Annotated in this window: 18 protein-coding genes; 5 read left to right on the forward strand and 13 right to left on the reverse strand. The window is 65.4% G+C overall.

Annotated elements, in window-relative coordinates; all coding sequences use genetic code 11:
- Window positions 1-601 precede the first annotated feature (601 nt).
- The gene (locus ACEN8I_RS19225) at window positions 602-2,629 is read left to right on the forward strand and encodes a transglutaminaseTgpA domain-containing protein (protein ID WP_413330180.1); all 2,028 of its coding nucleotides are present in this window, start codon (window positions 602-604) and stop codon (window positions 2,627-2,629) included.
- Window positions 2,630-2,689: 60 nt separating this feature from the next.
- The gene (gene mltB / locus ACEN8I_RS19230) at window positions 2,690-3,766 is read left to right on the forward strand and encodes a lytic murein transglycosylase B (protein WP_413330181.1); all 1,077 of its coding nucleotides are present in this window, start codon (window positions 2,690-2,692) and stop codon (window positions 3,764-3,766) included.
- Between the two features lie 17 nt (window positions 3,767-3,783).
- Here mltB and ACEN8I_RS19235 read toward each other — a convergent pair whose 3' ends face one another.
- From ACEN8I_RS19235 to ACEN8I_RS19290, 12 genes are all read right to left on the reverse strand, one after another.
- Window positions 3,784-4,875 carry a serine hydrolase domain-containing protein gene (locus tag ACEN8I_RS19235; RefSeq protein ID WP_413330182.1) on the reverse strand — a complete coding sequence of 364 codons (1,092 nt, stop codon included), beginning with the start codon at window positions 4,873-4,875 and terminating at the stop codon, window positions 3,784-3,786.
- 42 nt (window positions 4,876-4,917) lie between these two features.
- Complete coding sequence (locus ACEN8I_RS19240; protein WP_413330183.1) at window positions 4,918-5,889, reverse strand: Bug family tripartite tricarboxylate transporter substrate binding protein; 972 nt, start codon at window positions 5,887-5,889, stop codon at window positions 4,918-4,920.
- A gap of 149 nt (window positions 5,890-6,038) precedes the next feature.
- Window positions 6,039-6,473 carry a TIGR02594 family protein gene (locus ACEN8I_RS19245; protein WP_413330184.1) on the reverse strand — a complete coding sequence of 145 codons (435 nt, stop codon included), beginning with the start codon at window positions 6,471-6,473 and terminating at the stop codon, window positions 6,039-6,041.
- A gap of 10 nt (window positions 6,474-6,483) precedes the next feature.
- Complete coding sequence (locus ACEN8I_RS19250; RefSeq protein ID WP_413330185.1) at window positions 6,484-7,032, reverse strand: cysteine hydrolase family protein; 549 nt, start codon at window positions 7,030-7,032, stop codon at window positions 6,484-6,486.
- A gap of 75 nt (window positions 7,033-7,107) precedes the next feature.
- Complete coding sequence (locus ACEN8I_RS19255; protein WP_413330186.1) at window positions 7,108-7,602, reverse strand: GFA family protein; 495 nt, start codon at window positions 7,600-7,602, stop codon at window positions 7,108-7,110.
- Between the two features lie 81 nt (window positions 7,603-7,683).
- On the reverse strand, window positions 7,684-8,460 hold the full coding sequence (locus ACEN8I_RS19260) for a hypothetical protein (RefSeq protein WP_413330187.1): 777 nt from the start codon (window positions 8,458-8,460) through the stop codon (window positions 7,684-7,686).
- Window positions 8,461-8,572: 112 nt separating this feature from the next.
- The gene (locus ACEN8I_RS19265; protein WP_413330188.1) at window positions 8,573-9,064 is read right to left on the reverse strand and encodes a GNAT family N-acetyltransferase; all 492 of its coding nucleotides are present in this window, start codon (window positions 9,062-9,064) and stop codon (window positions 8,573-8,575) included.
- A 74-nt stretch (window positions 9,065-9,138) separates the two neighbouring features.
- Complete coding sequence (gene lspA / locus ACEN8I_RS19270; protein ID WP_413330189.1) at window positions 9,139-9,633, reverse strand: signal peptidase II; 495 nt, start codon at window positions 9,631-9,633, stop codon at window positions 9,139-9,141.
- A 38-nt stretch (window positions 9,634-9,671) separates the two neighbouring features.
- Window positions 9,672-10,490 carry a transglutaminase family protein gene (locus tag ACEN8I_RS19275; RefSeq protein WP_413330190.1) on the reverse strand — a complete coding sequence of 273 codons (819 nt, stop codon included), beginning with the start codon at window positions 10,488-10,490 and terminating at the stop codon, window positions 9,672-9,674.
- A gap of 40 nt (window positions 10,491-10,530) precedes the next feature.
- A complete protein-coding gene (locus tag ACEN8I_RS19280) occupies window positions 10,531-11,493 on the reverse strand; it encodes an alpha-E domain-containing protein (RefSeq protein WP_007867221.1) in 963 nt (320 codons plus the stop codon).
- Between the two features lie 2 nt (window positions 11,494-11,495).
- Window positions 11,496-13,001, reverse strand: a complete 1,506-nt coding sequence (locus ACEN8I_RS19285) for a circularly permuted type 2 ATP-grasp protein (RefSeq protein WP_413330191.1) — start codon at window positions 12,999-13,001, stop codon at window positions 11,496-11,498.
- 90 nt (window positions 13,002-13,091) lie between these two features.
- Window positions 13,092-15,581 carry a DNA internalization-related competence protein ComEC/Rec2 gene (locus tag ACEN8I_RS19290; RefSeq protein WP_413330192.1) on the reverse strand — a complete coding sequence of 830 codons (2,490 nt, stop codon included), beginning with the start codon at window positions 15,579-15,581 and terminating at the stop codon, window positions 13,092-13,094.
- Between the two features lie 249 nt (window positions 15,582-15,830).
- On the opposite strand from ACEN8I_RS19290, the gene ACEN8I_RS19295 reads away from it, so the two are divergent.
- The 3 genes from ACEN8I_RS19295 to ACEN8I_RS19305 all read left to right on the forward strand — a co-directional run bounded on the left by ACEN8I_RS19295 (window position 15,831) and on the right by ACEN8I_RS19305 (window position 23,332).
- The gene (locus ACEN8I_RS19295) at window positions 15,831-19,433 is read left to right on the forward strand and encodes a DUF2126 domain-containing protein (protein ID WP_413330193.1); all 3,603 of its coding nucleotides are present in this window, start codon (window positions 15,831-15,833) and stop codon (window positions 19,431-19,433) included.
- A gap of 151 nt (window positions 19,434-19,584) precedes the next feature.
- On the forward strand, window positions 19,585-22,368 hold the full coding sequence (locus ACEN8I_RS19300; protein ID WP_413330194.1) for a circularly permuted type 2 ATP-grasp protein: 2,784 nt from the start codon (window positions 19,585-19,587) through the stop codon (window positions 22,366-22,368).
- 22 nt (window positions 22,369-22,390) lie between these two features.
- Window positions 22,391-23,332: a transglutaminase family protein gene (locus tag ACEN8I_RS19305; RefSeq protein WP_413330195.1), complete on the forward strand. Its 942-nt coding sequence runs from the start codon at window positions 22,391-22,393 to the stop codon at window positions 23,330-23,332.
- Here the strand turns inward: ACEN8I_RS19305 and ACEN8I_RS19310 are convergent.
- On the reverse strand, window positions 23,319-24,254 hold the full coding sequence (locus tag ACEN8I_RS19310; protein ID WP_413330196.1) for a LysR substrate-binding domain-containing protein: 936 nt from the start codon (window positions 24,252-24,254) through the stop codon (window positions 23,319-23,321). The two genes, ACEN8I_RS19305 and ACEN8I_RS19310, sit on opposite strands and share 14 nt — an antisense overlap.
- Window positions 24,255-24,264 lie beyond the last annotated feature (10 nt).

The following is a 24,264-nucleotide window of genomic DNA, read 5'->3' on the forward strand; positions in this document are numbered from 1 at the left end:
CCCGGCGGGCGACCTACTTTCTTTTGCTTCGCCAAAAGAAAGTAGGCAAAGAAAAGGCGACCCGCAGTCTGGGTCCCTCCGCTTCGCTCCGGGCAACCTGCGCTGCTCGACTCCGGAGGGGGTCCGCAGAACTCGCTACGCTGCGCTTCGCTCAAACAACTGCGGCCCTAATCCCTCCTCCGTCTGCGCTGCTCGGCCCAGCCAGGACGGGGCAATCGGGATCGGGGACAGAAGACAAATACCAAAGAAAAATCAATACAAACAAGGACACGCCTTGGCGTGTTCTTGTTGATTTAGGTATCGGTATTTCTTTTCTCCATCCCTTGTGTATGCGCCGAGGAGCGGAGGTTCAGGCGGATCAGGGATCGCGTTGTCTGAGCGAAGCGCAGCGCAGCGAGTTTAGCGAGACCCCGCCTGAAGCGAGCACCGCAGGTTGCCCCGGAGCGAAGCGCAGGGGACGCAGACACCAGGGTCGCCTTTTCTTTGCTTACTTTCTTTTGGCGAAGCAAAAGAAAGTGAGTTGCCGCCGGGCAACCCCGGCCAGCAAGCCTATGCAACGGGCAAGAGCGCGCAAGCCGGAGCAAGACCCGGCGGAGACACCATGCTGAGCCGCCTCCAATCCCTCCCTCGCGACGCCCGCGACACCCTGTTCCTGCTGGCAGTCATCGCCTGGGTCCTACTACCCCAGGTCAACGAACTACCGCTTTGGTGCAGCGCCCTGGCAGGCGCGGTGCTGCTGTGGCGCGGCTGGCTGGCGGTGAAGGCGCGGCCGCTGCCGGGCAAGCGATGGCTGCTGCTGTTGATGGTGCTCACCCTGGCCGCGACCTGGCTCACGCACCGCACGCTGCTGGGACGCGATGCGGGGGTGACGCTGCTGGTGGTGTTGCTGACGCTCAAGACGCTGGAGCTGCGCGCCAGGCGCGATGCCTTTGTGGTGTTTTTCCTCGGCTTCTTTTGCATGCTGAGCAATTTCTTCTACTCGCAATCGCTGTTGACGGCACTCAGCATGCTGCTGGGCCTGCTGGGCCTGCTGACCATGCTGGTCAACGCGCACATGCCTGTCGGCAGGCCGCCGCTGTCGCAGGCCGCCAAAACCGCCGGCTGGATGGCCCTGCTGGGCACACCCATCATGCTGGTGCTGTTCCTGCTGTTCCCGCGGCTGGCGCCCCTGTGGGGCGTGCCCAGCGACACGCCGGCCGGGCGCAGCGGCCTGAGTTCCAGCATGCAGGTCGGCACCATCGCCAGCCTGGCGCTGGACGAAAGCGTGGCCCTGCGCATCAAGTTCGACGGCGCGCCGCCGCGCAAGCAGGACATGTACTTTCGCGGCCCTGTGCTGGCCAGCTTCGATGGGCGCGAATGGCGGCCCTCGCGCCTGAACACCTCCGCGCGCTATGGCGTGACGGCCGACCTTGCCGTCACCGGCACGCCGGTCAGCTACGAGGTCACGATGGAGCCCACCAACCGGCCCTGGCTGTTTGTGATGGAGGCGGCGGCCCAGAGCCCTGCGCTGCCGTCCGGCTTCCAGGGCGTGATGCAGCCCGACCTGCAATGGCTGGCGAACCGCCCCATCAACGACCTGCTGCGCTACAAGGCCCAGAGCTACCCGAGCTTTCAGCACGGCCCGCTGCAAAGCGCGCCGGGCCTGCAGGAGTTCATCGACCTGCCGTCCGGCTTCAACCCGCGCACGAAGGCTCTTGCCAACGAGATACGCAACACGCCACGCCTGGCGCGCGCCGGCACCGCCGCGCTCGTGGAAGAGGTCATGAACCGCCTGCGCACCGGCGGCTACAGCTACACGCTGGAGCCCGGCGTTTACGGCCAGCACAGCGCCGACGAATTCTGGTTCGACCGCAAGCAGGGCTTTTGTGAACACATCGCCTCGGCCTTTGTCATCCTGATGCGCGCCATGGACGTCCCGGCGCGCATCGTCACCGGCTACCAGGGCGGCGAATTCAATACCGTGGACGGCTTCTGGGTGGTGCGCCAAAGCAGCGCCCATGCCTGGGCCGAAGTCTGGGAAGCCGGCCGCGGCTGGGTGCGTGTGGACCCGACCTCGGTGGTCGCCCCGGGGCGCATAGGCGCGTTCGAGCGGCTGGAGGCGCCGCAAGGCGCGGTCGCGCGGGCCCTGCGCACTTTCAGCCCGACGCTCATGACCCAGCTGCGCCTCTTTTGGGAAGCGACCAACAACAGCTGGAACCAGTGGGTGCTCAACTACACCCAAGGCAGGCAGCTCAACCTGCTGAAAAACATCGGCTTTGAATCGCCAAGCTGGGAAGACCTCAGCTATATGCTGATCGCCATCCTGGTGGCGGCCGCGTTGCTGGGAGCGGCCTGGAGCTGGTGGGACCGCAGCCAGCACGACCCCTGGGTGCGTTTGCTCATGCGCGCGCGCCACCGGCTGGACAAGGCCGGCATCCCCAGCACACCGGCCACCTCGCCGCGCCAGCTCGCCCAGGAAGTGCTGGCCCGCTACGGCCAACAGCCGGGCAGCGCCGCGCAGGCCCTGGCCGACTGGCTGCTGCGCCTGGAGCAGCAGCGCTACGCCGCCGCGCCGGCCGGTGCGGGCAAGGCGGCGCCGCAGTTGCATGCGCTCAGGGAGGAGTTCAGCCGGCTGAGCTGGCCTGCGTAAAATCGGGACTGGCTCCGCCGTCCCTTCGCGCCTCCCCCACTTCATCCGACCACCCCACTCATGCCCCTTTACCGTTCCGGATTCGCCTTTTTCCTGATCGCCGCGCTGGCCTGTTCCGCCTGGGCCGGTGACGCCAAACCCTTACGGAAAAAAGTGGCCGCGCCAGCGCAAACCGAGGGGCCGCTGTATTCGACACGCCCCGAGGCCATGCAGTTCGCCGACGACATGGCCGCGCGCCGCGACCTGGACCCGGACTGGGTGCGCGACGCCATCGGCCAGTCGCGCTACAACGCCACCGTCGTGCGCCTCATGCAGCCGCCCACCAAAACCTTTGTCAAGAACTGGCGCGTCTACAGGAGCCGCTTCATAGACCCCGTGCGCATCGAAGCCGGCCGGCGCTTCTGGCTGGAGAACCAGGCGGCGCTGGAGCGCGCCGAAAAGGAATACGGCGTGCCCGCCGAAATCATCGTCGGCATCATCGGCGTGGAAACCATTTACGGCCGCGACACCGGCAACTTTCGCGTGATGGACGCGCTGACCACGCTGGCCTTTGACTTCCCCCCCAACCACCCACGTGCCAAAGAGCGCAGTGAATTCTTCAAAGGCGAGATCGAGCAATTCCTGACCCTGCAAAACCGGCTGGCAGCCAACCCCTTCGACGCGCGGGGCAGCTTTGCCGGCGCCATGGGCATGCCGCAGTTCATGCCATCCAGCTGGATCAAGTACGCCGTCGACTTCGACGGCGACGGGACGGTGGACCTCTGGAACAGCAAGGCCGACGTGATCGGCTCCGTCGCGAGCTACTTCAAGGCCTTCAACTGGAAGCCCGGCATGCCCACACACTATCCCGTGAGCTTCGACAAAAGCCGCCTCGACATGAACGCGCTGATGGCGCCCGACATCCTGCCGACCTTCAGCGTGGCCAGCTTCACCGAAAAAGGCGCGGTGCTCGAAGGCCCGGCCCTTGAGCACCAGGGGCCGCTCGCCCTGGTCGAACTGCTCAATGGCCAGGACGCTCCGCAATACGTGGCCGGCACCGAGAATTTTTACGCCATCACGCGCTACAACTGGAGCAGCTACTACGCAATGGCGGTGATTGAGCTGGGGCGGGAAGTGGCGGCGCGGGTGAGGCAGTAGGCCGAGCGACAGGCCGCTTAACGGCAGGGCGCCCCCGCCAATGTTCTGGCCGCCGTCAAAAAATCACCGGGAGCAACCCAGCTGACGTCCCAATTGCCCGCGACGGGGACCTGGCGCTTGTGGGCAATCACCATCTGGCGCTTGGGCACGACAAGAATGTACTGGCCATGCACGCCCCACGCCATGTAGGCACCCTGGAGCGGGGAATCCGATGGCTCCTCCAGTACCCACCACAGGTAGCCGTAAGCAAAATGGCGTCTGGCCGTTCGGGGCGGATGCATCTCCACGGAAGGGGTCACGGCAGCAGTGGTCTCGGCAACCCAGCGTTGCGGAATGAGTGTCTGCCCGCGCCAGCTGCCTTGCTCAAGCATCAGGTAGCCCAGGCGCGCCATGTCCCGGGTGGATAGAAAGAAGTGATAGGCGGCGTGCTCCGACTTCGTGAGGTCGCCGGTGCGGCGATGGCGTTCCAGGTGAAAGTCCTCAAGTTGCAAGGGGGCGGCGAGGTCATCGGCAAATGCGCGGTAGATGCTCTTTCCCGTCAGTGATTCAAACACTGTGCCGGCGGCGTTGAAATCCCAGTTGTTGTAGAGAAAGTACGTGCCTGGTATTTGCGAGCCCCGCGCCGGGGCAGACGCAAGGTCGTCACCGCCATTGGCGGCCGGATGGTACACACCGGAACGCGCCGTCAGCAGATCCCTGAGCCTGGCCTGCCGTTCGATGGGCAGGAGCCCGCCTATATCGTCGACACCAAGATCGGCCAGGGTTTTCTCGAGATCAATCGTTCCGTCCGCCACATATTTGCCGTAAAGCATGGACAGGATGCTTTTGCGGGCCGAGAACAAAATGCTGACGAGGTCAGTCGGGCCATAGCTGAACAACACCCTCCCCTGCTGCACCGCCATCAGTGACGTTGTGTCCAGGGTCCGCAGGTAGTCGCGTGCCCCGTCGAGCTGCGCATGGCATTCGGGACTCAGGGACGAGGGAGGGACCTCCTCCCACGACTTTCCGGGGTAAACCGCAGGCTCATCGGCCGGCGTTTGAGTCGCTCCCGCTGCCGATGGCAGCAGCAATGAGATGCAGAGGAAAAGTGGGGCCAGGTAATTCAGCATTTTTTAGATGCGATCATCGGCGGCCCAGCCAATGCAAACCACCTACTCAGGCTTGATGTTCGCGCTCTTGACCAGCTTGCCCCAACGATCAGCCTCCGACTTGATCAAGGCGGCGAACTGCTCGGGTGTACCGCCACCGATTTCGTTGCCCTGCCCCAGCATCTGCTCCTTGATGGTCGGGTCGGCGAGCGCCTTGTTGACGGTTTCATTGAGCAGCTTGATGAGGGCCGCGGGTGTGCCTGCCGGTGCTATCAGCCCCTGCCAGTTCTGCACCTCGAAGCCCGGCACGCCGGCCTCGGCCATGGTGGGCAGATCGGGAAACAGCGGCGAGCGCGTCTTGCTGGTGATGGCCAGCGCGCGCAGCTTTCCGGCGCGGATCGAGGGCGCGGCCGAGTACATCTGCTCAAACATCATGTCCACCTGTCCGCCCATCAGGTCGGTCGTGGCGGGCGCGCCGCCCTTGTAGGGAATGTGGGTGATGGACAGGCCGGCCAGCGACTTGAACATCTCGCCCGACAAATGGTGCGAGCCGCCCAAGCCGCCCGAAGCGAAGGACAGCTTGCCGGGGCTGGCCTTGGCGGCCGCGATGATGTCCTTGACGCTCTTGAACGGCGAGCTTGCGGGCACCATCAGCACCAGCGGCCCTTTTTCGATCAGGCAAACCGGCGCAAGGTCCTTGGCTGGGTCGAAGTTCAACTTCTTGAACATGGTGGGATTGACAGCGAGCGGCGCGAAATTTCCCATGCCGATGACATAGCCGTCCGGCTTAGCGTGGGCCACCGCGTCAGTGCCGATGTTGCCGCCCGCGCCCGGCTTGTTGTCCACGAGCACCGGCTGGCCCAGCGCCGTGGAGAGGAAACGGCCGATCTGGCGTGAGCGCTGGTCGGCATTGCCGCCTGCCGAATAAGGGCAGATGAAAGTGATGGGCTTGCTCGGGTATTTGTCCTGGGCCCAGGCCAGCGAGGGCAAGGCGATGGCAATCGAAGTGGCTTGCAGGAGATGGCGGCGTTTCATGGGGAATCCTTGTTGTCAGTGGTGTCCCCAACCTTAATGCGCGTAGCTGTCAATCTGCTGGCACAACGACCCGTGGTTTCCCCTAGATGTCACGGCCCACCGAAAGCAGAATGAAAGATATAGCCCCAACACGGCCCATCGCAAAAGAGTCAGGCCGTCTTTTGCGATGGCCAGCGATAAGCCAGCACCGCCGCCAGCGGATAAAAATGCTCACGCACCTCATCGAGCTGGTTGCCGCCCCACAAATACACATACTCTGCATCCGCGCGAAGAAAAAAACCGACATGGCCCTTCCAGCCGCCCGGGTCTTCGCGCGAAAGGACGGCAATGCAGCCGGGCACGGGCGCTGCCAGCGGCTCGCCCCACTCCAGCCATGAACGCGCGAGTGCGGAGCCGGTACCGGGAATGCCGGCCTGGTCCAAAACCCAGTTCACGAAGGAAGAACACCACGAGGCCTTGTCGTCATAGCCGCGGATATTGGTGAGCGCGTGGTATTCGGTGACCCGGGGGTTGCTCTGGCCCACGGGGAATGTGCGAACGCCGGCTTCGGCACGGGCGATGGGCATCCAGGGTGATTGCTGCATAAAAGTCAAATCAGGCGCAAGCCGTAACCTCGATCTCACTCGCAAGCTGCGGAGTGACTCTTGGACCAAAGCTCTCAATATTTGCCAGGGTTGCCGTATGGTGGGCCGAAATCTGTGCCGCGGTGAGAATCCCGTTGTCCACGGTGGAATGGCCGTCCGAGACCAGGGTAACCGGATAACCGAGCGCCAGGGCCCGCCGGGTCGTGGTGTCTACGCAGAAGTCGCTTTGCAAGCCGCAGATGATCAACTTCTTGACGCCACGCTCCTGCAGCAAGGTCTGCAGCTCCGTGTTGTGAAACGAGTCGGTCGCCTTCTTCCGCAGGTGGATATCGCTCGGCTGGACGTCCAGGCCATCGGCGAGTTTCCACCCTTCAGTTCCATATTCCAGCGGATCATTCGGCGCTTCGTGCTGGATCAGGATGACGGGAGCGCCTGCGGCACGGGCCTTGGCAGACACCTGGTTGATTCTGTCGATGACGCGCTGGCTTTCAAAGGCCCCGCCCTCACCGAAGCAAAGAGCCGTCTGAACGTCGATGATAAGGAGGGCAGTTGTCGTCATGGGTTCAAATCTGATGCTGAGGTGTGGAGGGACGAGGAAATTCAGCCTGCTGCAATTTGCAGACCCGACCTGTGCTTAGTTTGCATCGCCGGACCCACGTAGTTGCATCGCCTCCTGCCACAGCCTGGTGAGTTCCCCCGGGCGATCAGGGTGGGTTTCGTATGCGGCTACGCCCTGTGGAATCATCACCCAGGAAAGCGCGCTTTTTGTCCAAAGGTGCGCAACAGGCTCAAACTCCCGCGCGTTATGCAATGTGCCGGGTAGCAGCGCCGCCATGGTTGGCTTGTCGGCCGGTTCCGCCCACAACCGGGTATCGCAATCAATGCACACCCTCGCCCTGCGTTGGCGCCCATTTCCCATGTCAAATGTCAGGAGCTGCGGGCTTCCCTGCGTGACTTCCAGCGCCGAACGGTCAACCCACATGGCCAGCCGCATGCTACTGCCGGAGCGCCGCTGGCAGTCCGTGCAATGACACGCGTAGAACGTCAGCGGATGCGCGGTCAGCTTGTAATGCACCTTCCCGCAAAGGCAGCTGCCGGTCCATGGGGGTTTTGATTCTGGGTAACGCATTGCGGTCACAGGCTAGCACTGTTTGGAATTTGCATATGGCGAAAAGCCGCATTGTGTTGCGTGTCGGCGTCTATCCAAATGCTAGACCACACCCGGCACCTGTAGACCGTGCCTTCTTGCAACCCATGCCAGGCAGTGGTTTCGATCATCGGGCCTGGACAATGAGGGGGCTGAAACCTCGATTCGATAGTACTCAATGAACTGAGCTGCCATACCCGGGGGGGACTCGAGTTTCTTGAGGACCAACGCTTCAGCTGCTGCTTTGTTTCCAACCCAAAGGGCAATGTCTACCGCCCAGTCGGGTATCCAGGTCATCTCGCGGCGTTCCAGAAGACGCGCCGATAGAGTTTCCTTGGTGCAACAAACATCAAACGCAGGCATGGCTAATTCATGAATGGTTTTCACCATCGAATCTATTTCCTCTTGCCGCCTGGCGGGATCGACAAGTTGCCACTTCAGGTACTCATGCGCCTGAGAAAGATATCCGATCTGCGTGCCCCATACATAGTCGCCCGTGGTAACGCCATTTGCTTCGCGCCACCTGGCAAGCTCAGCAGATTTCGTCCGGGCATGCAGCGCGACGCCCACATGGGCCCCAGAGGAATTGGCACTATCGGCCTGGAAGGACACGATGTGCGTGAATGGTCCCACTTTCCTTGAAAAATGGAGTCCGCTTTTGGACCACCGAAAACCCAGCCCGGCGAACGCCCCCGCGACCGCCGCGCATGAACTCGCAATCACATCGGCAACGCGCTCTGTGCCAGGAGCCGCGGGTTGAAATCGACCGGACTGAGTCCGCCGACGTGCATCGAGCGTATCCTGAACGTGATCGTCAAGTGAGCGTAACGATTTGGGCATGGTGGTCGATTGTGTCTGGCCAAGACCAGGTCATTTGGCGGCCCGATGATTGACATGAGCGGCGCTCCACAGACAGCGGAGCCGGCTGTGAAATGTCCATTCGACGGAAAGTTCAGACCGCATCCGCAAGCCGTGACGGGGAGAGTTCGAGGGCCAGGTACTTGGTGCCAGGAACGGGATTGAAGGTGACGGGCGCCGCGGGTTGAAAACCCAGCGATTCGTAAATTCGCTGTGCGGCAGTGAACTCGGGCAGCACATCCAGGCAGATGCGCGAGTAGCCCGCGGCGCGCGCTTCATCGAGGATGCGCTCGATGAGACGTCGGCCCAGGTTCTCGCCTCTCGCACCCGGCCGCACGTAGACGCGCTTCATCTCGCAGGTGGTTTCATCAACGCGGCGAAGCGCCGCACACCCGACGACGGCTTGTCCCTTCCACGCGAGCAACAGGCGGCCGTCAGGCGCGGCGTACTTTCCCGGCAAGGCGGCGAATTCCGCCTCGTAGTTCTGAAAGGCCAGGCTCACGCTGGGGCTGGCGATGTATTCCCGAAGGATGGCGATGACGTGCTCAAGGTCGTCGGGAAAGTTTGCAGGCTTGATGTCGGTCATCTTGAAAGCGTACCTCATCTTGCAAACATAAGCAGGCCGCATGGCACGCAAGACCGCTGCGTTTGGAGCAAGGCTCAGGCCTTGCTGTGCCGTCCGCGCCAGCTTTGGACGCTAAGAAGGAAAGCGCCCACAACAATGGCGATGTCCGCGACATTGAATATGCCCGTTCGAAGGGAACCGGCGCCAAGGTTGATAAAGTCCACGACGTAGCCCTCATTGACGAAGCGGTCAATCAGGTTGCTGGAACCGCCGGAAAGGATGAGGGCCAGCGCGAACACAAACAAGCCCTGGCTGGACTTGGCCAGCAGCGTGTACGCGAGCAAGGCCAGCAACATTGCAGCAACTCCGGCACGGAATATTGCAACACGCCAGGGTTGTGGGGCGGAAGCCCCCAGGCTGAGGAAGGCGCCTTCGTTATGCGCCACCTGCAAGCGCACAGTATCCGAGAGCAGGGACAGCGCCTGCGCTTTGGGTAGATTGGCCTCGGCGTACATCTTTGTGGACTGATCGCAGGCCACGCAGCTCAGCAGTACAAACAGAACCAGCAGCAAACGTTTGACGATGGACAAAATGAAACTCCCTGGCACCCGAGTTGGCCCATGCCCACTCACACAGGCTCAATCGTAATCTCCACCGTCATCGACTCTTCCCCGCCGCCCTGGCGCACGCCCTTGATGGGCGGGCAGGCGTTGTAGTCGGTGCCCATGGCCAGGCGCACGTGGCGCTGGTCAATCAGGCAGCTGTGGGTCACGTCTATGCTGGCCCAGCGGCGGGTGGCGACGTCCAGGCAGACGTCGCACCAGGCGTGGCTGGCCAGGTCGGGCTCGTTGGCGGCGTAGAAGTAGCCGCTGACATAACGCGCCGGGTAGCCCAGGCTGCGGCAGATGGCGACCATGACATGGGCCTGGTCCTGGCAGACGCCCGCGCCGGACTTGAAGGCCTCGAGTGCGGTGGTGGTCACGCTGGTGCTGTTCTTGCGGTAGCTCACCGCATCGGCCACGCCCCGGCTCAGGGCCAGCAAGGCGGGCAGGCTGGCGGTGCCGTCCAGGCTTTGCGGGATAAAGCGGCGGCCGAATTCCGCGAGTTCAAAGTGCGGCTCGGCCAGGTGGGTGGCGCGCAGAAAAAAATACGGGTGCGGCAAGGTTTCCGCGTCATTGAACTCGGCCACGCCCAGGGTTTCGACATCGCCCGCCGCATTGACCAGGCTCCAGCGCACGTTGTCGGCGTCCCTGCCGACAAAGGTGTAGGAGCTGATGGTGTTGCCGAAGGCGTCGCGCTGGGTAAACAGCTTTTCGGGCGCGCCCAGGCTCCAGTAGTTCACGGTCTGCGCCGGGCCGGACTGCGGCGTGAGCCACAGCGTCTGCAACGCATAGCGCAGTGGCTCGGTATACCGGTAGTCGGTGATGTGCCGTATGTGCAATTTCATGAGTGGCTAGCCCCCACGCGCAGTGCGGCACATGCGGTGCTCAGTGGGTGGCCGGCACAAGAAACTCGCGGCTGATGTGCGCGCCTATTTCGTTGACGCGGTCCAGGAACTGGGTCAGGAAGGCGTGCAGGCCGGTGGCGAGGATTTCGTCGATGCGGGCGTACTGCAGGTCGGCGCGCAGCTTGCCGGCGCGGCGCTGGGTTTCGCTGGCCGTGTCGCTGGTCACCATGGCGAGGTTGCCCATGAGCTCGTTAAGGCAGGCCAACAGCGAACGCGGCATGTCGGGTCGCAGGATCAGCAGCTCGGCCACACGCTCGGGCTTGATCACGTCGCGGTACACCTTGCGGTAGACCTCGAAGCCGGAGACGCTGCGCAGGATCGCGCTCCAGTGGTAGAAGTCGTACTCCTGGTCCTTCTCGCCGTCGCTGCCCAGGAAGTCGTTTTGCACCGCGTGGAATTTCACGTCCACCAGGCGGGCGGTGTTGTCGGCGCGCTCCAGGAAGGTGCCCAGGCGCAGGAAGTGGAAAGCCTCGTCCTGCAGCATGGTGCCGGCCGTGACGCCGCGCGAGAGATGCGAGCGGAACTTGACCCACTCAAAGAACTGGCCGGGGTCGCGCTCGAAGTCGCCGTTGCGCAGCATGCGTATCACTTCGAGGTAGGTCTGGTTCTGGGTTTCCCAGACTTCGGTGGTCAGGGTGCCGCGCACGGCGCGGGCGTTCTCGCGGGCATTCTTCAGGCAGGAGACGATGCTCGAGGAGTTCTGCTCGTCGCGCACCATGAAGTCCATGACTTCGCGCGGATTGATGCTGTCGCCGTATTTGGCGGCATAAGAGGGCTTGAGCTCGCTGATGCTCAGCAGGCTTTGCCAGCCGCCCTGCACCACGGCGGCCGACTGCGGCAGCAGCGAGGTCTGGTAGTTGACGTCCAGCATGCGGGCTGTGTTCTCGGCGCGTTCGGTGTAACGCGACATCCAGAAGAGATGGTCAGCAGTACGAGACAACATGATTATTTTCCTCCCGCTTGGACTTGGGTCTGCGACTGCGATTGGGACTGGAACCCCACGGGCGATGACGGACCTTCCAGAATCCAGGTGTCCTTGGTGCCGCCGCCCTGCGAGGAGTTGACCACCAGCGAGCCGTCTTTGAGCGCCACGCGCGTGAGGCCGCCGGGCACCATCTGCACTTCCTTGCCGCTCAGCACAAAAGGCCGCAAATCGATATGGCGCGGCGCGATGCCGCTTTCAACATAGGTCGGGCAGGTGGAAAGGCTCAGCGTAGGCTGGGCGATATAGCCCGAGGGGTTGGCCAGCAAGGCGGCGCGGAACTCCTCGATCTCGGCCTTGGTGGCGGCCGGGCCGACCAGCATGCCGTAGCCGCCCGCGCCGTGCACTTCCTTGACGACCAAGTCCTTGAGGTTGGCCAGGGTGTACTGCAAATCCTCGTTGTTACGGCACATATAGGTGGGCACGTTCTTGAGGATGGGTTTTTCACCGAGGTAGAACTCGATCATCTTGGGCACATAGGGGTAGATGGACTTGTCATCGGCCACGCCCGTGCCTATGGCATTGCACAGCGAGACGTTGCCGCTGCGGTAGACGTTGAGCAGGCCCGCGCAGCCCAGCGTGGAATTGGGGCGGAAGGCCAGCGGGTCCAGGAAGTCGTCGTCGACGCGGCGGTAGATCACGTCGACGCGGCGCGGGCCGCGCGTGGTGCGCATATAGACGAAGTTGTCCTTGACGAAGAGGTCCTGGCCCTCGACCAGCTCCACGCCCATTTGCTGCGCGAGGAAGGCGTGCTCGAAGTAGGCCGAGTTGTACATGCCGGGCGTGAGCACCACCACCGTGGGCTCGGCCGTGGCGGGCGGCGCCATGGCGCGCAGGGTTTCCAGCAGCAGGTCGGGGTAGTGCGCGACCGGCGCGACGCGGTTTTCGCTGAAGAGCTCGGGGAACAGCCGCATCATCATCTTGCGGTCTTCCAGCATGTAGCTCACGCCGCTGGGCACGCGCAGGTTGTCTTCGAGCACGTAATACTCGCCCTCGCCCTGTGCATTGGGCGCGCGCACGATGTCGATGCCGCTAATGTGCGAATAGATGTTGCCGGGAACGTCAACACCCATCATCTCGGGGCGGAACTGCGCGTTCTGGAAGATCTGCTCGGACGGGATGACGCCGGCCTTGATGATCTCCTGGCCGTGGTAGACGTCGTGGATGAAGCGGTTGAGCGCCGTGACACGCTGGACCAGGCCTTTTTCCATGCTGGCCCACTCGTGCGCGGGAATGATGCGGGGAATCAGGTCAAACGGGATCAGGCGTTCGGTGCCGGCGCCGTCCTCGTCCTTGGCGCCGTAGACGGCAAAGGTGATGCCGACGCGGCGGAAAATCATCTCGGCTTCGGCGCGGCGCGCCTCCATCACGTCGGCCGGCTGTTTCGCCAGCCAGCGCTGGTAGCCCTGGTAGTGTTCACGGACGCTGGATTCCGTGGCATTCATTTCATCAAACATCGGTCGGCTCATTGGCTTGATCTCCAGCAAGTTATGCGCAGGGCACTGTTTTGATATAGCTTAGCAAGTTATGCGCCAAGACGGCGCTGCCCTGCGCTATTTTTAACGTCCGGGTACATGATGCCAGTAGCGTTTGCCCTCTTCCCGCTGGCAGCGCAGGGCATCACCATGCTGGCTGTCCCATGTCGCCGCCCCGCATGTCGCCGATTTGACAAGGCTGATGCCGCGCGCCTCGTAGCGCGCGACCACAGGCTCGGCCGGGTGGCCGAAGCGGTTGCGATAACCCGCCTGCGCCATGGCCCATTGCGGCTGGACGGCATCCAGGAATACCGCGCTCGACGATGTCTTGCTGCCGTGGTGGGGTACCAGCAGAAAGTCGGCCTTGAGGCGGGCCGGATCGCCGGCGGCCAGGGCGGCTTCCTGCGGCGCCTCGATGTCGCCCACCAGCAGGGCCGTACGGCTACCGTTGGAGATGCGCAGCACGCAGCTCATGGCATTGGGCTTGGCCGGCGTGCCGTAGGCTGCGGCGGGCGGGTGCAGCAGCTCGAACTGCACGCCGTCCCATTCCCAGTGCTGGCCGGCCGTGCAGCGTTCGGCCTTGCGCAGGGCCTGCAGCGGGTGCGTGTCCTCAATCGAGCTGAGCAGCCGCGCCCCGGGCTGCATGGCCAGCACCGCGGCCGCCCCGCCTATGTGGTCTATGTCGCGGTGGCTGACCATCAGGACGTCCAGCCGCTCGCCAAGCGCGCGCAGCAGCGGCACCAGCACGCGGTGGCCGGCATCGCTTTCGCGCGAAAAACGCGGTCCCGCGTCATAAAGCAGGCTGTGGCCCGCGGTGCGCACCAGCACCGCATTGCCCTGGCCGATGTCGGCCGCCAGCAGCTCAAACTGCCCAGGCGCGACCCGCAGGGGCTGCCACAGCAGCACGGGCAGCAGCAGCGGAATGCCCAGCAAGCGCCAATGCCAGGGTAGTCGCGTGGCCAGCAAGCTACCGCCCGTCACACCAGCGACGGCGCACCACAGCGGCGCCGCGGCCACGCTGATGGACGCCAGCGGCCAGCTCGCCAGCCATTGCAGGAACAGCGCCAGCAGGCTGACGCAGGCGGCGGTCGCGGCCCAGACCGGCGCCCACAGCACGCCCAGCAGGGCCAGCGGCGTGATCAGCAAGGTCACGGCGGGAATGGCCACGGCATTGGCCAGCAGGCCCACCAGCGAAACCTGGTTGAACAGCAGCAGCGACAGGGGCGTAAGCGCCAGCGTCACCACCCATTGCTCACGCGCGGCGCGGGCCAGGCCGGCCAGCCAGCGCGGCCAATGCCGCCATTCGCCTTGCGAAGCCGGCTCCTGAACACCATGGCCAGGACGGACACCGGAATCCGTCGCGAACAGCACCCCGACCGCCACAAAAGACAGCCAGAAACCGGCCTGCATCAAGGCCCAGGGGTCTACGGCCACCACCACGGCCATGGCCAGCAGCCAGGTCTGTGCCCAGGGCCATTGCCGACCGCCCTGGCGCAGCAGGATCACGGTGGCCAGCATCAGGAGGGTGCGCTGCGCGGGCACGCCCCAGCCGGCAAACAGCGCATACAGGGTAGCCAGCAGCAGGCCGCCCAGTGCGCCGGCACCGGCGGCCGGCAAGGCCAGGCACAGCCTGGGCGTGAGAAACGCGGAGCGGCGCCAAAGGCCGCCGACCAGCAGCGAGGCGGCCCAGGCAAACATGGTGATATGGAGGCCGGAAATACTCATCAAATGCGCGACGCCCGTGGCGCGGAACACATCCCAGTCGGCGCGCTCTATGGCGTTCTGGTCGCCCACCACCAACGCGGCAATGATGCCCGCCCACTGGCGGTTCTCCACACGCTCGAAAATTTTCTCGCGCACCGCCTGCCGGGCCTGCTCGACCGGGTACTGCCAGCTGCCGGAAAGCTTTTCAGGCGGCGCGTCATGCGCGCCGGCACGCACATAGCCGGTGGCCTGCAGGCCCTGCTCCCACAGCCACAGCTCATAGTCAAAGCCGTGCGGGTTGCTGTTGCCGTGTGGCGCTTTGAGCCGCACCGTCATGCGCCAGCGCTCGCCGGCTCGCAAAGGCTGCGGCTGGCGCTGCAGGGCCAGCGCCGCTTCAAAGGGGTCAGCTTCCTGCAGGTTCTGCGCGGGAGCGCGCGCTTCCCGCCCGGCAAAGCCCGAATACCAGCCCAGCAGGATGCGCGGCGGCAAGGCCACCTTGCGGCCGTCCAGGCGCGCGGACTCCACGTCGAGGCGAAAACGCAGGCCGTCCTCACCGGGCTGCGGCATGGCCGGCACGCTGCCTGTGACCTCGATGTCGCGGCCTTCCAGGGCGGACTCCAGCGCGCTGGACTGGAAAACGCTGGCCCGCCAGCCGGTGGAGCCAAAACCCAGCAGCGTCGCCAGGCCGAACGCCAGCAGCGCCTTGCCCCAGGAAGGGCCGGGCCCATGGCGCGCCAGGCGCCCCGCGAACAAGGCCAGCAAAGCCAGCAAGGCACACAGCGCATAGCCTTGCCACGGCCACAGCGCGGGCTGCTGCAATTGCAGGGCCACGCCCGCGATAAAACCGGCCAGGGCGAGCCCCGGGCTCATGGCACGGGCCATGACACGATGATGAATACAACTGGCCCCAAAGCCGCCTCCCCTGTTTTTTGCTTTTTTTCGAACTTGTTTAACGGGAAGGCGAGGCAAGAAGCCGACAGTGCGCCATGCAAACTCCGCATGGCGCAGCTCTTGCTTACGGAAATACCATCAAATCCGGGTAAGCTGTTCACACGTCATTGAGAAGACCGCATGATGTGGCGGTCCTTGCGCCCAGTTATTTTTTTAAGCGAGGTTGCCTTGTCCATCCACGTTGCCCTGAGCCACATCACCCACTACAAATACGACCGCCTGGTGCGGCTGGGCCCCCAGGTGGTCCGCCTGCGGCCCGCGCCGCACAGCCGCACCCAGGTGCTGTCCTACTCCCTCAAGGTCGAGCCCGCCGGGCATTTCATCAACTGGCAGCAGGATCCCTTCGCCAACTACCAGGCCCGGCTGGTGTTTCCCGAGCCGACGCGCGAGTTCAAGGTCACGGTGGACCTGGTCGTGGAAATGGCGGTGTTCAACCCCTTTGACTTCTTCCTGGAGCCGGCCGCCGAGGAGTTCCCCTTCAGCTACAACGCGCTGCAGGCCCGGGAACTGGCGCCCTACCTGGCCACACAGCCGGCCACGCCGCTGTTCAAGCGCTACCTCGAGAAAATCGACCGCACGCCCAAACGCACCATAGACTTCCTGGTGGGCCTGAACCAGAGCCTGCAGTCGGACATCCAATATTCGATTCGCATGGAGCCCGGCGTGCAGACGCCCGAGGAGACCCTGCGCCTGGCCTGCGGCTCCTGCCGCGACACCGGCTGGCTGCTGGTGCAGTTGCTGCGCCACATGGGCCTGGCCGCGCGTTTTGTCTCGGGCTATTTGATACAGCTCAAGGCCGACGTCAAATCGATAGACGGCCCCAGCGGCGCCGAAGCCGATTTCACCGACCTGCACGCCTGGTGCGAGGTGTTTTTGCCGGGCGCCGGCTGGGTGGGCCTGGACCCAACCTCGGGCCTGATGGCCGGCGAAGGCCATATCCCGCTGGCCTGCACGCCCGAGCCCTCGAGCGCCGCGCCTGTCGAGGGCGGCGTCGACAAATCCGAAGTCGAGTTCGAGCACCACATGGCGGTGCAGCGCATCTACGAATCGCCGCGCGTGACCAAGCCTTATACCGAAGAGCAATGGCAGGAAGTGCTGGCGCTCGGCGAGAAAGTCGACCAGGACCTGGCGGCCGGCGACGTGCGCCTGACCATGGGCGGCGAACCGACCTTTGTGGCCACCACCGACCGTGACGCGGCCGAATGGAATATCGCCGCGCTGGGCCCGACCAAGCGCGGCTATGCGACCGAGCTCGTGCAAAAGCTGCGCGCCGAATACGGCGAAGGCGGTTTCCTGCACTTCGGCCAGGGCAAGTGGTACCCGGGCGAGCAGCTGCCGCGCTGGGCGCTGAGCATTTTCTGGCGCAAGGACGGCCAGCCGATCTGGCAGAACCCGGCCCTGTTCGCCGACGAACGCCAGCCCTGTAATTACACCAGTGCCGACGCGCAGCGTTTTATACAAACCCTGGCAGGCAAGCTCGGCCTGGCCACGACTTACATCACGCCGGGCTATGAGGACACCTGGTACTACCTCTGGCGCGAACGCCGGCTGCCGGTCAATGTGGACCCCTTTGATTCGCGGCTGGACGACGCGATGGAGCGCGACCGCCTGCGCCGCGTCTTCATGCAGGGCCTGGATTCTGTGGTGGGCTACGTGCTGCCGCTGCAGACCAAGGAGCAGCTCAAGCAGAGGAGCTTCGGCGCCTCGCCCGCGCTGGCCGGCCCGAAATGGACCACGGGCCCCTGGTTTTTCCGCGACGAACGCATGTACTTGATGCCGGGCGACTCGCCCATGGGCTACCGCCTGCCGCTGGATTCCGTGCCCTGGGTGTCCAAGACCGACTACCCCTACATGATCGAATCCGACCCCTTCGCGTCGCGGCAGGAGTTGCCGCCGGCTTCGGCGCTGGCCGCGCGCTACAACGGCAGCTTCAGCGATGCCCGCGGCACCACGGCGGCAAGCCCTTCCGCGGGCGGCAGCGCCAGCTCGCTGGCGCAGTACGTGGCGCGTTACCTGAGCGGCAACACCGCGCTATCGCAGGCCAGCCGCATCCTGCAGTTCCGTCCGACGGGCAACAATGGCACTGGCGGCGCGGGCGGCCAGTCGGCCGGCGCATCGCCCGAGGCGGCCGCGCCCGGCGACGACCGCGCGCCCAAGCCTTTTGAATCGGCCGCCTGGCTCACGCGCACCGCGCTGTGCGTGGAAGTGCGCGACCCGCAGCGCGCCAACGGCCCCAAGGACAAACCCAAGGCCGACCCGGACAGCCAGGCCAACAAATCGGGCCGTGGCGAAGTGGGCGCGATCTATGTCTTCATGCCGCCCATGGAACGGCTCGAGGACTACCTGGACCTGCTGGCCGCGGTGGAAGCCACGGCCCAGTCGCTGGGGGTGAGCATCGTGCTTGAAGGCTACCCGCCGCCGCGCGACCCGCGACTGAAAATGCTGCAGGTCACGCCCGACCCCGGCGTCATCGAGGTCAACATCCACCCGGCCTACAACTGGGGCGAGCTGGTGGAACACACCGAGTTCCTCTACAAGATTGCGCACGAGACGCGCCTGTCAGCCGAGAAGTTCATGACCGACGGCCGCCACACCGGCACCGGCGGCGGCAACCACTTTGTGCTGGGCGGCGCCACACCGGCCGACAGCCCTTTCCTGCGCAAGCCGGAGCTGCTGGGCAGCCTGATCGCCTACTGGCACAACCACCCCTCGCTGAGCTACCTGTTCTCGGGCATGTTCATAGGCCCGACCAGCCAGGCGCCGCGCGTGGACGAGGCCCGCAACGACCAGCTCTACGAACTCGAGATCGCGCTGCGCGAGATCGAGAACAACCGCAAGAAGTACGGCGCCGACATGCCGCCCTGGCTGGTGGACCGCACCTTGCGCAACATCCTGGTCGACGTGACCGGCAACACCCACCGCAGCGAGTTCTGCATCGACAAGATGTACTCGCCCGACTCCACCACCGGCCGCCTGGGCTTGCTGGAGCTGCGCGCCTTCGAGATGCCGCCGCATGCGCGCATGAGCATCGCCCAGCAACTGCTGCTGCGCGCGCTGGTGGCGCGTTTCTGGAACAAGCCCTACCACGGCCGCGTCACGCGCTGGGGCACCGAGCTGCACGACCGCTTCCTGCTGCCCGGCTTTGTGCGCATGGACTTCGAGGACGTGCTGACCGAGCTGCGCGAAGCCGGCTACGCCTTCGACATGGCCTGGTTTGAGCCGCATTTCGAGTTCCGCTTCCCGCTGATAGGCCAGGTCAAGAGCAACAGCATCGAGCTGACGCTGCGCAGCGCGCTGGAGCCCTGGCACGTGATGGGCGAGGAAGGCTCGGCCGGCGGCACGGTGCGCTACGTCGACTCCTCGCTGGAGCGCATCGAGGTGCACGTCACCGGCCTGAACGACAACCGCTACGTCATCACCGTCAACGGCCGGGCCCTGCCGCTGCAAAGCACGGGCCGCGTCGGCGAATATGTGGCGGGCGTGCGCTACAAGGCCTGGAACCCGCCTTCGGCCCTGCACCCTTCCATAGGCGTGCATGCGCCGCTGACCTTCGACATCGTCGACACCTGGATGGAGCGCTCGCTGGGCGGCTGCCAGTACCATGTGGCCCACCCGGGCGGGCGCAACTACGACACGCTGCCGGTCAATTCGTACGAGGCCGAAAGCCGCCGCCTCACGCGCTTTTTCCGCATGGGCCACACGCCCGGCAAGATGCGCGTGGCGCCGGCGCAGCCCAGCCGGGAGTTCCCGTTCACGCTGGACCTGCGCTGAGGGCGGCCGGGGGGCGCCTTTCCCGGCGCCCATCAGCCTGTCTTATGGCTGCAACAATTGCATGCGCAAGCGGCATAAATCGTCCATTTAGCGGGAAAGCCGTACCTGATTGAGACTTTGCGCCTGCGGGCCGCAGGCATACTTGCAGCACGTGGAAAATAACACCCAGTCACTTTTTGCCGCCCAGGCGCTCGAATCCCCCTGCGCCCTGGCCGCCGCGCTGGCGCCGCATGCGGCAGCCGGCCATTTCGACGAGTTGCGGGGCCGTGTCTCCGAAGGCCCCGCGCCCGTGGAGACGGCCGTGCCCGCCCAGCCCGTGCTGCGGGCCGCCGGCAGCGCCGCTGAAACCGCCGCTCCCCAACCCGAAGCCGCCGCCACCGACGACAGCCTGTCGCCAGAATGGACGCGCTTTTTCAACTTCCTGGGCGCCGACGGCTTTTACGACCTGAATCACCGCACCGCCAACCTGCGCCGCCAGATCCGCGACAACGGCGTGACCTACAACGTCTACGCCGACGCCAACGGCCCGCAGCGCCCCTGGGCGCTGGACCTCTTCCCCATGATGGTCTCGGCCGGCGACTGGGCGCAGATCGAGGCCGGCATCCAGCAGCGCGCCCGCCTGCTGGACCGGGTCATGGCCGACATCTACGGCCCGCAGGAACTGCTCTCCAAAGGCCTCTTGCCCAGCGCGCTGGTGCATGCCCACCCTGGCTACCTGCGCGGCATGCAGGGCGTGCAGCCGGCCGGCGGCACCTATCTGCACATCGCCGCCTTCGACATCGCCCACGGCCCCGACGGCCGCTGGTCGGTGGTGTCGCAGCGCACGCAGGCGCCTTCTGGCCTGGGCTACCTGCTGGAAAACCGCCTGACCATCTCGCTGCTGTTTCCCGAGGCCTTCCGCGAAATGAAGGTCGAACGCCTGGGTGCCTCTTACAAGGCGCTGGTCGACGGCCTCAAAGCCATGAGCCCGGCCGACGGCAATGAGGAAAGCCGCGTGGTCCTGCTGACCCCGGGGCCTTACAACGAAACCTATTTCGAGCATGCCTACCTTGCGCGCTTCCTGGGCCTGACCCTGGTCGAGGGCAGCGATCTGCTGGTGCGCGACGACAAGCTTTACCTCAAGACCCTGCGCGGCCTGGAGCCGGTGCACGGCCTGCTCAAGCGCCTGGACGACGAGTTCCTGGACCCGCTGGAGCTGCGCTCGGACTCCACGCTGGGCGTGCCCGGCCTGCTGCAGGTGATACGCGCGGGCAATGTGCTGGTGGTCAACACGCCGGGCTCGGCCTTCCTTGAATCAAGCGCGCTGCTGGGCTTTTTGCCCGCGCTGTCGGAACACCTGCTGGGCGAAACCCTGGCCCTGCCCTCGCTGGCCACCTGGTGGTGCGGCGAGCAGGCGGTGCTGCAGGATGTGCTGGGCCAGCTCAAGAACTGCGTGATCAAGCCGACCTACCCGGGCTCGGGCATGGAATCGGTGATAGGCCACACGCTGTCGCGCCGCGCGCTAGACGAATGGGCCGGCCGCATCGTGCGCCGCGGTGAGGACTACACGGTGCAGGCCTATTTGCCACTGCCGCAGACGCCGACCTGGCAGGGCGAGCGAATTTCCCCGCGATCGGCCATGCTGCGCGTGTTTGCCGTGGCCGACGGCAAGGGCTCCTGGCAGGTGCTGCCCGGCGGGCTGGCGCGGCTGGCCGGCAAGAACGAGAACATGTCTTCCATGCAGCACGGCGGCAGCAGCGCCGACGTCTGGGTGCTGGGCGATGCGTCCGCGGCCAAGGCGGCAGCCCCGCGTGCCGAGCAGCCCTCGCCCGCCTGGGCCACCGCCCCGCTGCGCCACCGCCCGCCGGTCACCAGCCGCGCGGCCGAAAACCTTTTCTGGCTGGGCCGCTACACCGAGCGCGCCGAAAACTCCACGCGCCTGGCGCAGATCACGCTGCAATGCCTGGGCGGCGAAGACCAGACCTCGCAGCCCTTGCTGGCCTGGCTGACCAGCATGGCGGTCGGCAATGCGCTGGTGCTGGACACCGTGCCGCCGGCCACACATGCGCGCCGCGTGTTTGAACGTGCGCTGATCGCCAACCTGGCCGATACCGAACAGGCCGCCAGCGTGGGCTTTAACCTGCGCGCGCTCAAGAGCGCGGCCTCGGCCGTGCGCGAACGCCTGTCGCAGGAACAGTGGCACATGATCGTGCGCACCGAAGCCGATTTTTTCCAGCGCTGCGCGATATTCAGCAGCGTGGGCCAAAGCCAGTCGCAAAGCCAGGGCGGGCAAGGCCAGAGCCAATCCAGCCAATATCTGCTTGAATACTCCTCCGTCGAGGCGCTGCGCGCGCTCGAATCGGCCAGCGGCTTCCTCTCGGCCATGACGGGCGCGCAGACCGACCGCATGACGCGCGACGACGGCTGGCGCCTGCTCAGCGTGGGCCGCCTCATCGAGCGGCTCAACACCCTGGCCGGCGCGCTGGCGCGCGGCTTTGAAACCGGCTCGGTCTTCGAGGAAGGCGGCTTCAACGCCATGGTGGCGCTGTTCGACAGCACCATCACCTTCCACGCGCAATACCAGCAGCGCCGCGACATCCCGGCCCTGCTCGACCTGCTGGTGCTGGACCGCGACAATCCGCGCTCCCTGGGCTGGGTGGTGCAGACGCTGCGCGGGCGCCTGGCCAAGCTGGCCGGCAGCGCGCCGGGCGACATGCCCGAGCTCGCGATGGAACTGCCCGATCCCGGCAGCTGGGCGCTGGCCGATTTGTGCGCGGGCATGCAGTCCGATGATGGTGATCAAGGTGATGAAGGCGATGAAGATAGCCGGCAGCACGACGGCCGCCTGGTGCAGATGCTGGAGCAATGCTGCGACGCCGCGCTGGACCTGTCGGACACCCTGAGCCGCCGCTATTTCAGCCACGCGGCCTCCGGCAGCCAGAGCCTGGGCGCTTGAGCCCCGGGCGCGGAGTCATCCCATGCTGCTGCACGTCGTCCACGAAACCCGCTACCGCTATGCGCCCGCGGTGGAAAACGCCCACCATGTGGTGCACCTCAAACCCGCCAGCCGCAACGGCCAGAGCCTGCTGAGCTACGCGCTGCGCGTCGACCCGGCGCCCGTGCAATTGCGCGAAACGGTGGACATCTACGGCAACACGCGCAGCTATTTTTCGCTGCAGGCCGCGCATGAAAGCCTGACCGTGGTGGCCGACAGCGTGGTGGCCACCACGGCACTCAACCCGCTGCAGTCCGAAAGTGCCCTGTCTGCCGGCGCAGCGGTGTCGCAGCCCTGGGAGCAGGTGCGCGAGCAGTTCCGCTACCGCGCCGGCGCAGCCTACGACAGCGCCTCCGAATTCCTGTTCGCCTCGCCCTATGTGCCGCGCGACGAGGCCTTCGCCGAGTTCGCGCGCCCCAGCTTCCTGCCCGGCCGGCCGCTGCCCGAAGCGGCGCGCGACCTGATGGAACGCATCCATGACACCATGACCTACGAGAGCGAAAGCACCGAGGTCAACACGCCGGCGCTCGAGGCGCTGCGGCAGGGCAAGGGCGTGTGCCAGGACTTTGCCCACATCATGGTGGCCTGCTGCCGCGCCATGGGCCTGCCGGCGCGTTACGTCAGCGGCTACCTGCTGACCAGCCCACCGCCCGGCCAGCCGCGCCTGGTGGGCAGCGATGCCTCACACGCCTGGGCCTCGGTCTATTGCCCTGGCCTGGGCGCCTGGCTGGACTTCGATCCCACCAACAACCGCGCGCCGGGCGAAGACTATGTCACGCTGGCCACGGGGCGCGACTTCCTCGATGTCTCGCCCATGCGCGGCGTGATACGCGGCGGGGCGCAGCACATCCTGGACGTGGCGGTGACGGTGGAGCCCTTGCCCGCCGCCGACGCGCCATCCGCCGAAACCGCTACGCTGGACTGAGCGCCTCTCCGAGCAACGAACCCTCGGGCAGGCTGCCCACCAGCCGGCGCCTGCACAAGCCCACAAACTCTTGCGCCGCGCCCGACTGCGCCTGCTTGGGCTTGAAGGCCAGCAAGGCGCGGAACCACACCTCGGCCGCCAGCGGCACACTGCGCAGGCCCAGCGCCAGGTATTCGCGCGCCACCAGCGGATTCGTCACCGCCAGCCCGGCGCCGGCGAGCACCAGCGCGCATTGCGTCGCGCTGTAAGGCGTCTCGATCACAAAACGCGGCTGCACGCCGGCCTGCGCCAGCGCCGCCTCCAGGCGCCGCTGCGCCGGGTCGAACGCCGACAGGCCCACCAGCGGCACCTCTTGCAAATCCTGCGGCAGCAGCACCTGCCTGCGCGCCAGCGGATGGGCGGCCGGCATGATGCAAACGGCGGGCGCCTGGTAGAACAGCGAAGACACCAGGCCGCTGGTGTCGGCCTCATCGCCCAGGAAAGCCAGGTCCACCGCGCCCTGGAACAAGGCCTCGCGCAGCACCTTGGAGCTGTCGACCAAAAGCAGGCAGCGCGTGCGCGGGTAGCTGCGCTGGAACTCGGCCAAGGCCCAGGGCATGACGCTGGCGGCCATGGCGTGCAGCGAGCCGATGCGCAGCACCGTGTCTTCATGCGACTGCAGCGCCACGATTTTTCGCTGCACGGCCTCCAGGCCTTCGTAGACCCGCTCGACCTCTTCCATCAGCGCATGGGCTTCGGGCGTGGGCGTGAGCTTGCCCTTGGGCCGGTCAAACAGCTTGAGGCCGGCGCGCGCTTCGAGCTGCTGCAGCAGCTGCGTGACCGCCGGCTGGCTCACATGCAGGGCCGCGGCCGCGCGGTTGGCCGTGCCCAGCCGCATGACCATGCGGAACACCTCGATCTGGCGCGCACTGGCTTCGGCCATGGCGGTCTCC

The organism is Polaromonas sp. CT11-55 (genome assembly GCF_047303325.1).
In the GTDB taxonomy this organism is placed as follows: Bacteria; Pseudomonadota; Gammaproteobacteria; order Burkholderiales; family Burkholderiaceae_C; genus Polaromonas.